The 12,397-nt window shown below is 43.8% G+C and carries 11 protein-coding genes; all 11 read left to right on the top strand.

Features of this window, described 5'->3' with window-relative positions:
- Nucleotides 1–656 precede the first annotated feature (656 nt).
- The gene (locus ASG85_RS30895; RefSeq protein ID WP_057306559.1) at nucleotides 657–2,324 is read left to right on the top strand and encodes an ATP-binding protein; all 1,668 of its coding nucleotides are present in this window, start codon (nucleotides 657–659) and stop codon (nucleotides 2,322–2,324) included.
- Nucleotides 2,325–2,371: 47 nt separating this feature from the next.
- A complete protein-coding gene (locus ASG85_RS30890; protein WP_057306558.1) occupies nucleotides 2,372–2,992 on the top strand; it encodes a response regulator in 621 nt (206 codons plus the stop codon).
- Between the two features lie 392 nt (nucleotides 2,993–3,384).
- Nucleotides 3,385–4,128 carry a YveK family protein gene (locus tag ASG85_RS30885; RefSeq protein WP_057306557.1) on the top strand — a complete coding sequence of 248 codons (744 nt, stop codon included), beginning with the start codon at nucleotides 3,385–3,387 and terminating at the stop codon, nucleotides 4,126–4,128.
- The gene (locus ASG85_RS30880) at nucleotides 4,112–4,747 is read left to right on the top strand and encodes a CpsD/CapB family tyrosine-protein kinase (protein ID WP_057306556.1); all 636 of its coding nucleotides are present in this window, start codon (nucleotides 4,112–4,114) and stop codon (nucleotides 4,745–4,747) included. Before ASG85_RS30885 ends, ASG85_RS30880 begins: the two co-directional genes overlap by 17 nt.
- 93 nt (nucleotides 4,748–4,840) lie before the next feature.
- Nucleotides 4,841–5,779, top strand: coding sequence for a UTP--glucose-1-phosphate uridylyltransferase GalU (gene galU / locus ASG85_RS30875; RefSeq protein WP_057306555.1), 939 nt, complete (start codon nucleotides 4,841–4,843; stop codon nucleotides 5,777–5,779).
- Nucleotides 5,748–6,464, top strand: coding sequence for a sugar transferase (locus ASG85_RS30870; RefSeq protein WP_057306554.1), 717 nt, complete (start codon nucleotides 5,748–5,750; stop codon nucleotides 6,462–6,464). The genes galU and ASG85_RS30870 overlap by 32 nt, the downstream gene beginning before the upstream one ends.
- 29 nt (nucleotides 6,465–6,493) lie before the next feature.
- Nucleotides 6,494–7,426, top strand: a complete 933-nt coding sequence (locus ASG85_RS30865; RefSeq protein WP_235549428.1) for a glycosyltransferase — start codon at nucleotides 6,494–6,496, stop codon at nucleotides 7,424–7,426.
- An 8-nt stretch (nucleotides 7,427–7,434) separates the two neighbouring features.
- Entirely contained in the window at nucleotides 7,435–8,772 is a 1,338-nt protein-coding gene (locus ASG85_RS30860; protein ID WP_057306552.1) for an O-antigen ligase family protein, read from the top strand.
- Nucleotides 8,772–9,557: a WecB/TagA/CpsF family glycosyltransferase gene (locus ASG85_RS30855; RefSeq protein WP_057306551.1), complete on the top strand. Its 786-nt coding sequence runs from the start codon at nucleotides 8,772–8,774 to the stop codon at nucleotides 9,555–9,557. Before ASG85_RS30860 ends, ASG85_RS30855 begins: the two co-directional genes overlap by 1 nt.
- Nucleotides 9,550–11,061, top strand: a complete 1,512-nt coding sequence (locus ASG85_RS30850; protein ID WP_235549427.1) for an O-antigen ligase family protein — start codon at nucleotides 9,550–9,552, stop codon at nucleotides 11,059–11,061. Before ASG85_RS30855 ends, ASG85_RS30850 begins: the two co-directional genes overlap by 8 nt.
- Nucleotides 11,003–12,370, top strand: a complete 1,368-nt coding sequence (locus ASG85_RS30845) for a lipopolysaccharide biosynthesis protein (RefSeq protein ID WP_057306550.1) — start codon at nucleotides 11,003–11,005, stop codon at nucleotides 12,368–12,370. Before ASG85_RS30850 ends, ASG85_RS30845 begins: the two co-directional genes overlap by 59 nt.
- Nucleotides 12,371–12,397 lie beyond the last annotated feature (27 nt).

Raw genomic sequence — 12,397 nt, 5'->3', positions numbered from 1 at the left:
GCGCAGGATGGTCTGCTGAGAAGTCGATATTCGGCTTCTCAGACTCTGTCGACGAGCTTCTGCTCACAATTATCGCGCTTATTTGTTCTTTTAGGAGGACGGTAGGAGACGTGTTGCTTCGGGTTTGACCGAGATAAGAGGCGGGAGTATGCAGGCTGAGAAGCTGTTTTCCGGGCTTACAGCAATAAAGAGAGATGAGTATTGGTAATAAGCTCGAAAACCGAGCTTAAGTCTTGCATTACCCGAGTTAGCCTCGCAATCCGAGCCTAATCTAAATGAAATCCGTACTAAAGCAGGAATTATGTCAATCCCTGTTTGGAAGCTTCTCAAAGTGAGCTAAATCGAGTTTATGTGCACTAAAGTAGAATTTTTTTCAGGAAATTTATGGTACAAAAGGATGAATTTTTTTATAGCATTGAAATCCCTTTCAGTTTTTTATTCGCCAAAAGGTTAGGTCTATGTAATCAAAACGTCTAGACCTTTACTCCTGAAAATCGTTAATTTCCATTTAATGAGACACAAAACTACAAATAATACGAAGTATATAGTCATATAAAGCCCTTTTGACTGTAAAAATTTAACTGTTATGATAATGGTAAACTTGGGTATTGTTTAAGGAACCAAATACAAATATCGGTTAAAGGATGATTACACAGATGAGGAAGATGTTCTCTGGTGAAAGTAAAGTCTTTTACTTGTACCGGTATATTTCGCTCGCAGGAACTTCGTTAGTGTATGCCATCGAGGATCGTGGCCCCCCATTACGTTTCAAAATTGGTATCATTTTGGTGCTATTCATCTTTGCCAAGTGGATTACGGACATGTATACCCAAAGTGGCCAAGCCTCTCGCACAATTAAAATAACCGTAGGCTTGGAAATGACTGGGATGATGATCCTGCATCTTCTAAGCGGCGGTATGGACAGTCCGTTCCTTTGGTGCGTATTCAATCCCGCATGGATGGCTGCCAGCTACCTCTCCTCTATCTACTGCTGGTTTATGATGCTGAGTTACTTCTTATTCGTCACCGCATTTTCCTACTTTTTTGCCAATGACCAGACGCAGACGCTAGCCACTATGTTATTAAATGAAAATCGCTTTTACCTGATGCTATTATTCATGACCCTCTCTATTCAACTATTAGCTGGTGTCAAAAGTAGGCTTGAAATTGCGAACGCTCGAACAACGGAGACGATGGAGCATATGAAGTCGCTGTATCAAATCGTGGAAGCAGCTACGCATAGTGAATCGGAGAATTTGAAAATTATTTTTGCTGAATTCGCTCTAAAGCTGACCAAGCTCAAAATGTCCTTCTTCTGGGATGTCAATGGGAGCGGAAATGGCGGGCACGATCATCTGATTACTCAGGGTATCACGCCTGTTGGTGTAGAAGCTTCCCTGTCTACTGCTATTGAAAATCATGCGGCCGAACTCAGACAGCTAGATAGCTGTATGGTGATGAGTCTTCCTGAGCATGGTGATTTTCTTGTGATTCCCATCAAGTCGTCGACCCGATTCTGGGGAGTGATGGGAGTTAAGATCGAGCGCTCCAGCTATGAGGAAGGCAGACATTGGTTTGTCAAACAGCTATATTTTCTATCTGAGCTGTGCGCCGTCATTTTGGAGAGGCATCAGCTCGAGCGTATTGAGAACCAGTTGATGATTATCGAGGAGCAGAATCGGATTGCCGACGAGATGCACGACAGCGTTTCGCAGTACATTTTCGGAATTGTGTATGCCGTACATTCGCTCAGTCGCAAATGGAAAGACATTTCAACAGATCAGATCAAGGAGCAGCTGCAAATTATCCAAGAGTCATCTGTAGCGGCATCTCAAGAACTTCGTTCAACCATTTATAGTCTTAGTTCTAGGAAAAATGGCGGTGCTTTTTGGATCACAACCGTTAAATCTCATCTAGACAGCTTGTCCAAGCTGCACGCTGTGAAAGTAACCTTAAATGTGACTGGTGATGATCATGGTCTGCAGGTCAATTATCAAAAGGCTTTGTTCAGGATCATATCGGAAGCAACTGGAAACGCCATTCGTCATGGCCGAAGCAGCCACATTCAGGTAGATCTAAGTATGAAGTCAGATGAGGTAAAGCTCTCTGTCTTGGATAACGGGAGTGGATTCAGTGTTACAGAACGGCTATCTGACCCTAAGGTATCCGGACTTGGTGTGAATAACATGGAGCTGCTTGTTCAGTCTTTTGGCGGAACGATTAACATTCAGAGCACGAAAGGAAAAGGTACACATATTCAAGTGACACTCCCTTCCGGGCATCAGGATAAAAAGGAACTAAATGAACTTCAAATGATGGGCTAAAACAAGGTTATGAGGCTATTCCCATTCTAACGAAAGCTGGTGGTACTTTGAAAGTTGTTATCGTAGATGATCATCCGTTGGTGCGAAAAGGATTGTCAGCTGTGCTAAAGCTTGAAGCTAACATCGAAATTTCTGGCGAATCGGAAACGGTGGAGCACGCACTCCAGTTAATCAAGGAAACGAAACCGGATCTGGCTATCGTGGATCTTAAGCTGGGGAATCGTTCTGGACTCGAAGTGGTTGAGATGATTAAAGATTCGCCATGCCGAAGTATCATTCTGACTTCATCGACTATGGAGCAGGATGTAAGAAGGGCAGAGGCTGTGGGAGCGGATGGTTATGTACTCAAAGAAGCGCTGCCAGAAGAATTGCTGCTTGCCATTAAATTGATTTTCAAAGGTAAAAAGTATTACGATCCAGGTTTGATGGAAATGTTGTTCAAGAAAGAGGAAGAAGACAGCTTCAGTAAGCTTACGCCGAAGGAGCGGGAAGTGTTAATTGGTCTTGGAGAGGGTTTATCCAATCAAGGAATGGCCAAGAAACTGATGGTTACCGAGTTCACTGTCAAGAAGCATGTTAGCCAAATTCTAAACAAGCTATGTGTCAACGATCGTACGCAAGCGGCTTTGTTAGCGCAATCCAAAGGACTAGTCAGCAGTTTTCAGTAAGCCATTTAAGCATTCATGGTCCGAAAGTATACCATCGCTTTATTACATATAGCCATTGGTAGATACACAAAATAGACCCTAAAAATTATAATATCGGGTAATATCATAATTCTGGGAATTCATATAGTATTTGTGTATAACCAACTAACTGACAAAAAGCGGCATTCTTCATTCCTTTTGATCGTAGAGTGCTTCACCTAAGCTACTAACTAGCTAACTCTGTCGAAAAGAGATTGTTGAATGCTCTGGCTAAAGGAGTGATTGAATGTCGGTTCGATAGTGGGGGTTCAGGCAAATAAAACGCTTTCATTGCAAATATCATAGCTCAATTTTTTTAGAAAAGCAATACTGAATTCATCGAGTTTCAAACTATTTTTTTTCGGGAGGGTACCATGGAGAAATCGATCTTGGATTACTTTGTACTCATTCGCAAAAAGCTGTGGATGATTGCACTTTTCGTTCTTCTTTCGTGTCTGACAACGTTCTATGTCAGTAAGACATTCGTTGAGCCTGTTTACAAGGCGAACACACAAGTGCTGGTTAGCAGCACGTTCAAGAGTGAAGAAGCGATAGATCTTAGCGATGTGTCGATGAACTTGAATTTAATTGAGAGCTACAAGGAAATCATGAAGTCAGATCATATCATTCAATTGATGCTGCAGAGTCACCCCGAATTCGGAATGACACAGAAAGAGCTGCTTAAGAATCTGAAAGTGAGCTCCACGGATAAAACACAAATTATCAAAATTGAGCTTGAGGATCCTAGCTATGAAAAAGCAGTTGTGATTACCAAGACACTTGCTGATACGTTCATTAGTGAAGTGCCAAGCTTGATGAATATGAATAATGTCAAGATTCTTTCTAATTCTGATGCTGCTGTGAAGCCATTGCCAGTCAATTCCAGCGTAATCATCAATCTTGCTTTGAGCTTCATTTTATCGGCGATGGCAGCCATTGGTGTTTTCTTCTTCTTTGAAAATATCAATGACACGATTCGTTCTGAAAAAGAAGCTGAGCATATCGTTGGTTTACCAGTACTCTCTTCCATCGGAACGATTAAAAAGGGTAAAGCAGCTAAACCATCGCGTGCAAGAAGCAGAGAGGTAGGGGAAAAGGCATATGTCACAGCTAAGTAATGTTCTTGTGGCTGAATTGGATCCGATTTCGCCGGTCTCCGAAGCATATCGTTCCTTGCGTACAGCGGTACGCTATAAAAAGGTTGTACCAGCAGGTCAAGGAATGGTGCTCATGGTTGCATCTCCTAAGGCGCAAGAAGGCAAAACGACGACCCTTGCTAATTTGGCTATCACCTATGCACAGGAAGGTAAGTCTGTCGTGGTCCTTGATTGTAATTTACGGCAACCAGCCCTGCATGAGATGTTTGGTGCTAAGAATTCGAAAGGCCTGATTCACTTTTTAAATAAGGGGCTAACCGCCCAAGAAGTCATTACACCGACAGGAATTGTCGGGCTTGATCTCATCGCCAGCGGTGGTCAACCGCTGAATCCATCCGAGCTGTTAGGCTCCGCCCAAATGGATGCCTTGATGAACGAGCTCAAGCAGCGGTATGAAGTCATTCTCATCGATTCGCCATCAACACTTGACTATACAGATGCTTGTTTACTCACTGAGTATAGTGACGGCGTGATGCTAGTTGCCAAAAATGGCAAGACGAAGCGAGAATGGGCGAAGCAAGCGAGAACACAGTTAGAGCAGTCTGGAGCCAGAATGCTTGGCATTGTTTTCAACCAATAATTGAAACCATTAGCGGATAGACTTTCCATAATCGATAGCGGATGCTTACGAAGCCAGTTTTGCTAAAGCAAAACTCTGAGGAGGATGAGAGAGATGAAAAAGGTGAAGAAAGCAATTATTCCGGCCGCAGGATTAGGAACGAGATTCCTGCCTGCTACGAAAGCGATGCCCAAAGAGATGCTCCCGATCATCAACAAGCCGACTATTCAATACATCGTGGAAGAAGCCATCGAATCCGGAATCGAAGATATCATTATTGTTACCGGCAAAGGGAAGAGGGCAATCGAAGATCACTTCGATAATGCTTTCGAGTTAGAAAACAAGCTGTTGGAAACAGGGAAGCTGGAGCTTCTCAAGGAAGTACAGCGTTCATCCAAGGTAGAGATTCATTACATTCGTCAAAAGGAACCCAAAGGTCTTGGACATGCGGTCTGGTGTGCAAGAAGGTTCATCGGGAATGAACCATTCGCAGTGCTGCTAGGCGATGATATTGTCACAGGGAAGGTTCCCTGCCTAAAACAGCTCATTCAACAATATGAATTATCAGAAAATTCAGTTATCGGAGTACAAACCGTACCGCCAGAGCTTACCAATCGTTACGGCGTCATTGATCCAGGTGAGCAAAATAACCGCCTTTATCAAGTGAAAGACTTGGTTGAAAAACCAAAATTAGGCACAGCCCCTTCCAATCTTGCCATTATGGGTAGATATGTGTTCTCCCCTAAAATTTTTGAATTTTTGGAGCTTCAGGAGAAAGGCGCTGGCGGTGAAATTCAACTGACAGATGCGATTCAGAAGCTTAATCAAATAGAACGAGTGCTAGCGTATCATTTTGACGGTATCCGTTATGATGTGGGTGAACGTCTCGGTTACATTCTCACGACAATGGCGTTCGCCTTGGAGAGTAAAGATCTTCGGCTAGATGTTCTTGAGGCGATGGCTGCCATCCTAATCAAGGAGCAATATGCACCAATTCTAGAGCATCTGGGAGGTGGAGACCATGAGCTTGCGCGAACTGCAGGAGGATTATGAGTACCTGGGACCTCAGAAAATTCCCCAGAAGAGCTACTACACGGCTGCTACCCCTAGACCGCAAGAAGGGAAAAGCGCTGCTTCCTATTTATTTGTAAAACGGATGCTCGATATTATGCTATCCATCATGGGCCTTCTCTTCCTGACACCGTTATTTATCATCATTGCTATCTGGATTAAGGTGGAAGATCCTAAAGGCTCTGTTTTCTTCAAACAAAATCGAGTCGGTAAAGACGAAATACTTTTTCCTATGTATAAGTTTCGCTCGATGGTGTCCAATGCGGAAGAGTTGAAGCAGCAGTTGATGAGTCAGAATGAAGTTGAAGGCGCGATGTTTAAAATGAAGAATGATCCTCGCGTTACACGCGTCGGGCGATTACTGCGCAAAACAAGTATAGATGAGTTACCACAATTATGGAACGTACTTGTAGGTGATATGAGCTTGGTCGGACCAAGACCAGCTTTGCCTAGTGAAGTTAGTGAGTATACACCATACGAGAAGAAGCGCTTAGCCGTTACTCCTGGTTGCACGGGGCTATGGCAAGTAAGCGGGCGAAGTAATTTAAGCTTCGAGCAAATGGTTGAACTCGATTTGACTTATATCAGAGAACGAAGCATTTTCTATGATTTGAAAATTATCTTGAAAACAGTTTCGGTCCTTCTTGGCTCCAAAGACGCGTTTTAGAGAACAGAAGGGAAAGGAGTTACACCATCGTGCTTATTCAGCCAAAACCAAGGGTATCTATTGTCATCTGTACCTATAATCGTGCGGATTTGCTTCAAATCACCTTGAACTCATTACCTGCTTTAAAAGCTATAGACAAAGCTGAGATTCTCATCGTAGATAACAATTCCACAGATCATACGCGTGAGATCTCACACTCGTTTATTCAGCGTCAAGCAGGGATCACGGACGTTCATTATCTATTTGAACAAACCCAAGGGCTTTCGGCTGCGCGAAATAGAGGTATTCAAGAAGCTAAGGGTGATATTGTCGCCTTTCTCGATGATGATGCAGTTCCTTGCATGGAATGGATACGCACCATCATAGACACCTTGGATACTCGGCAAGATGTGTATGCAATGGGAGGTGTGATTCGACCTCGTTTCGAAAGTGAACGGCCGAAATGGTTGATCGAGGCGCTAGAACTGCCCTATACGATTGTAGATATGGGTGCAACTGTGGATGAGTATCCGATGAACAGACATCCATTTGGCGCAAATATGGCGATTCGCAAATCCTTTCATGATAAATACTTGTTCCCAACCGACCTAGGTAGGAAGGGGACACTGCTATTGTCTGGAGAGGAATCCTGGATATTTGATCAGATGAAGAAAGAAGGGAAGGCTATTCTTTATCAGCCTTCCATGGTGGTTGATCACTTCATCCCGGATAGCCGGTTGACGAAGGATTGGATCAAGCAGCGCTATTATTATCAAGGTGTTACGAATGGCTCGATGCATAAGAGTCGTATCAGCAAGCTTGTTCTTCTCGGTAAGGTTGCCAGCAAGGTGCTCTACATTGCCGTAGATGCCTTGTTCGCGCGAACCGAAGGAAGAAAGCTGTTGATTACATGCCGAATGCAAAGCATAAGAGGCACGCTAGACACGCTCAGTAGACGTGGAAAAATGCGCTTAATAGGGTGAGGATACTGATGACGCCGGATCTTCCAATTCATAAAAAGCCAATGTATTATGGTGCGATCTACGTACTCCTTGCTGTCATGGTGGGCGTAGCGGCTGCTTATCAGCCTATGTTCAGTATCTTGGGGCTAGGTGTGCTTTTCACATTCGTTTATGCCATCTACCAGCCGAAGAAAATGAGTTATCTAGTCCTGCTCTCAACCGCCATATCGATTAACTACATTGTCGAAGCGAATATGCCTGGGCTAGAGATTATTTCTCTTTATAAACTTGGGATTTTGATTCTGTTAGTTCCCAGCATGCTGCAAAACGGACTTCGATGGAAGTTCATCTATCCCATAGCAGCTATCGCCAGCATGTTATTCCTTACCATCTTCTTCTCAGATTGGCATCCAAGGCTGACGCTATCACTCACCTTGAAAGCATTTATCGGACTGACGCTTCCCTTCTTTTTTCTCATGATTAAATGGAAAAAAGGGACAGCTCAAAGGCACATCCGGATTATTTGTCTGCTGCCATTGGTAAGTGTTGGAACTGGGGTGATGCTTCAATTGGCTCATCTGTATTCGTTTCTCAATGTGGAGTTCACGGGAGCGATTCGGGTACAAGGGGCGAATATCGCACCCCACTTGGCGATGCTAGCTTTTCTAGGCATTACCGTTGCCTTAATAGAGACCAAACGCAATCCGCTGCAAGCCAAGTTTTACTATTGTACATTGGCTGCTAACTTTGCGATTCTGATCGCTACGGGAACTAGAGGGCCTATCCTCGCCATGCTGGCCATGGCTGCTTACTATTTCTTCGATATGGTTAAGCAGTATATCAAAGGGAAGCTGATCTTAATTATCCCGCTGCTTTGTTCCTTGGCCTTGATCGGCGGGGCTGTCTATGTACAGTGGGACAATATGACAAAGCGTTCGTTCGAACGCCAGACAGGTACGGGTATTGACTTGTCAGGAAGAACCGAAGCTTGGAGCTATTTCTTGAAAGGGGTGAAAGATTCCCCCCTGACAGGCAGAGGGCTAGGTGCGGTTACCGTTGCGAATGACGGAAGTTTATACGAAGGTTTTGTGGTTCCTCATAACGAGTATATCCGCTTTTATTACGATGCTGGTTATATCGGATGCAGTCTGTTGTTTCTATCTTTACTAGTCTTATTTGGAATGATCTATCGAGTAATCCCACAGAGAATTAAGATTTACTACGTGGCGTTCATCCTGGCATTCTTTCTATATTCCTTGTCGGATAACACCTTATCGACTGTTCAATTCATCATTCCTTTTTGCTGGTATTTGAATTGCTTGTATATTCTGTCAACGACAAATTCGAAAAAAGAAGAAGTGATCTGATGAGTAGAGTGACTATGTTCGATGTTAATTTTGATAATTATGATTTTCTGGACTTGCTTGCCTATATGGATGAGGTCATACGTCAGAAAAATCATTCTTACATTTTGACCTGTAATGTCGATCATTTAATCAAGCTCAGAAAGGATGCTGAGTTTCAGAAGGTGTATTCAGGTGCAGGCGCCATTGTTGCGGATGGTATGCCGATCATATGGGCATCGCGGATGCTCCGTAAACCGCTTAAGCAGAAAGTATCCGGATCTGATTTGTTCACAAAGTTAGGAGAAGCTTTCGCAAGCAGGCAATACAAGCTTTTCTTCTTAGGATCAGCAGTCGGTATTCCGGAGCAAGCGGTAAAGAATCTGAAGCTCATATTTCCAAATCTGAATATCGTTGGCTGTTATTCCCCCTCCTATGGATTCGAGAAGAAAAAAGAGGAGAATGAACAAATTGTTCAGATGCTAATTGATACGCAGCCTGACATTGTGTTTGTCGGCGTTGGCGCTCCAAAGCAGGAGAAGTGGATTTACCAGAACTACCTTCAATATAAAGTCCCGATTTCTATTGGCGTTGGCGCAACGTTCGATTTCATTTCGGGCACGGTGAAGAGAGCTCCGAACATTATGCAGAAAACAGGATTCGAATGGTTTTGGCGTCTTGCCCAAGAACCGAGAAGGTTGTGGAAGCGTTACTTGGTTCACGATGCAATGTTTGTGGTCCTGCTATGGCGGGAAATTATTAAGCAATTCAAGATGAAACGGGAGGGGACGGGAATCAACAGTGGATGAAATAAGCAAATTGATTAAGCCCCCTTTTATCATGACGCAGGCTAGCCGGATGACAATCCTGTTGGTTGGAATGGCTTTGCTCGTCTCTTTACTCATTGGTTATTCTAGTGCGACTCTGAGTCCTGAACTTAGTATCCAAATCACGATCCTTTCGATGCTGCTGTTTCCTGCTTTTGTGATGGCCTTGCTGGATTCGCGTCGATTGATACCTTATATCCTGCTCGTTTGGGTCATTTGCCCGGAGATCCGGAGAATTCAGGATTGGATGGAAGGTACGTACCATTCTGTCTCCTTATTGAGCATTGCGCCACTATTAACGAGTGCGGTTCTTATCATTCCAATCCTTGCCAAGTTTCATCAGATGGAATCCCGAATATACAAACTGCTCATTTATGTAGGTATTGTGCTGCTGTATGGAAGTCTGATTGGAGCAGCTAAGAATGGAAGCGGAGCCTTCTATGACTTGGCTAACTATGTGATTCCATTATTATTAATCCCTTATGCTGCCTTATCTCATTTCGATAATAAAGCGCTGGATCGCTTAGTTGTCGCATTCTCTAACACCGCTATCTTGGTTGCTGTTTATGGCATTATCCAATATGTGATGGTACCTCCCTGGGATGCATTCTGGATGAACCACGTGGAGATGACCTCAATTGGTCACCCGCTTCCCTTGGAGATCCGAGTATTCTCTACGTTGAATTCCCCAGGACCGGCAGGGATGTATATGGGAACTGCGCTTGCACCGATGATTCTGGAAAAAAGGTGGCGGGGACCGCTCGGCTGGATCGGTATTATTCTGGTAACGGTGGGACTTCTCATCACATTAGTCCGTTCGGCTTGGGTAATGTTATTCATTGATATCGCCATTTATACGGCTGTATCAGCGGGTAGACAGAAATGGAAATTGATTGCTCAATTAACAGCGGTTATTGCAGCTATGTATCTGATTATTCCAAAGCTGCCCGGTGCACAGGGGCTGATCGCCCGATTGGATACAATGACAGCCATTCAGGACGATCATTCCTACAATGAAAGATTGGACTTCTTCCATACCGTTTTCCCGATGTTGTTTGCTAAACCGCAAGGGTTAGGTCTTGGCAGTATTGGTGTTGGTACGAAGCTAAGTAACGGAGGAGCACTTGGTGAATATGGCATTTTCGATAATGGATTCGTTGCCATTTTCCTTACCTTTGGTATTCTCGGAGGCTTACTGTTTCTATGGGCCCTATGGCTTGTCACCCGATATCTACTATCCCAAAAAAAACAACCAGGCGGAATAACAGCCTACGGGAAACTGGGGCTCTCAGCTTTACAAGGAAGTATCGTTTGTCTCGTGTTTGAAAATGGTTATACGGGTTTGAAAGGCTTTCTACTATGGATGGTTGTAGGAATTGGAATCATGGCGCATCAAACGATCGTTCAAGAAAGGAGGCAAATTCCGGATGCAGCAACCAGTCAACTTGAAAATAGTCCGCATAAAGCCTCTATTCGGCTTCATTAAAGCATTCTTTTCAAGCAAGAGTCATATCTCAGCTTCCATTAGAACGATGTTTTTCAGTGTTCTAATCTTAGTGATTAATATGCTTACAGGTATTTTAACAGCACGTTTTCTAGGACCCTCCGGCCGAGGAGAGCAAGCGGCTATGGTCTTATGGTCACAGTTCTTAGCCTTTAGTTTTACTTTCGGTTTGCCTTCCGCCATTATTTACAACGTGAAAAAGAACATGAAGGATTCCGCCAAGCTTTATTCGACCGCTGTTCTCATGGGTTTGACAGCAGGCATGCTTGCAATGAGCCTGGGGATACTGGTGTTACCCTATTGGCTCCGCACGTATTCAGACAGCGTGGTCCTTTTCTCCCAATGGTCCATGGTGCTCGTACCTCTCATCGTATTGTCTCAGATTAATAATGCGATGATGCAGGTGAGAGGCGAATATAAGCTGTTCAACCGACTGCGCTTTCTTGTTCCGCTTAGTACGCTCATCGGTTTAGGGCTGCTCATCCTAACAAGAACAATGAATCCTTACACGTCAGCCGTAGCCTATCTCGCTCCGGCGGTTCCCTTTTACATATGGACGACAGTGCGCTTACTTAAGCAGTACAAATTCGTGATAAAGGATGCTTATCAGTCCTTCCAGACATTAATCCGATACGGTATTGGATCATACGGTAACGATTTAATGGGCAATGTCTCCTATTATATCGATCAAATTGTTATTATCGGTCTCCTAAATCCAACGGAGCTTGGACTATATGCGGTGGCAGTAAGCCTCTCCCGTGTAGTCAATATTTTCTCCACTTCCATTATTGTGGTGTTGTTCCCGAAAGCATCGGGTTTACCTAAGGAGAAAGTCGTTGAGATGACCTTCCGTGTATACAGGATCAGCACTTGTGTCGCTTTACTTTGTTCCATGATGATTATGCTAGTTGCACCTTTCGTAATGCCACTACTATATGGCCCTGATTTTAAGGAAGCGATCAGTGTTTTTCGAATGCTGCTGCTCGAAGTTTCCATATCCGGTGGAACCATGGTTTTGGCTCAAGCGTTCATGGCTTTAGGCAAGCCCAAGATTGTTACGATTCTGCAAGGGATAGGGCTGCTAATCGTCATCCCGTTACTAACGGTTCTGATTCCGAAGTTCGGATTGTTCGGTGCGGGAATGGCCATATTATCATCAGGTTTACTGAGATTCGTCTTTATTCTACTTAATGTCAAATTCACCTTGAAGACGAAACTTCCTAAATTATTGATTAATAAAGATGATGTACGTTGGTTACTTTCAGCAATATCAGCATATAAAGCCAAATAATTTGTTTGAAACTGGGGGAGGGGCGAA

The sequence above is a fragment of the Paenibacillus sp. Soil724D2 genome (genome assembly GCF_001427935.1).
In the GTDB taxonomy this organism is placed as follows: Bacteria; Bacillota; Bacilli; order Paenibacillales; family NBRC-103111; genus Paenibacillus_E.
This window is presented reverse-complemented; position numbering and strand designations above follow the sequence as displayed.

Bases quoted from the DNA above. Each gene is read 5' to 3' on its own strand.
- ASG85_RS30895 (WP_057306559.1), top strand. From the start codon at position 657: ATGAGGAAGATGTTCTCTGGTGAAAGTAAAGTCTTTTACTTGTACCGG.
- ASG85_RS30885 (WP_057306557.1), top strand. From the start codon at position 3,385: ATGGAGAAATCGATCTTGGATTACTTTGTACTCATTCGCAAAAAGCTG.
- ASG85_RS30880 (WP_057306556.1), top strand. From the start codon at position 4,112: ATGTCACAGCTAAGTAATGTTCTTGTGGCTGAATTGGATCCGATTTCG.
- galU (WP_057306555.1), top strand. From the start codon at position 4,841: ATGAAAAAGGTGAAGAAAGCAATTATTCCGGCCGCAGGATTAGGAACG.
- ASG85_RS30870 (WP_057306554.1), top strand. From the start codon at position 5,748: ATGAGCTTGCGCGAACTGCAGGAGGATTATGAGTACCTGGGACCTCAG.
- ASG85_RS30860 (WP_057306552.1), top strand. From the start codon at position 7,435: ATGACGCCGGATCTTCCAATTCATAAAAAGCCAATGTATTATGGTGCG.
- ASG85_RS30855 (WP_057306551.1), top strand. From the start codon at position 8,772: ATGAGTAGAGTGACTATGTTCGATGTTAATTTTGATAATTATGATTTT.
- ASG85_RS30845 (WP_057306550.1), top strand. From the start codon at position 11,003: ATGCAGCAACCAGTCAACTTGAAAATAGTCCGCATAAAGCCTCTATTC.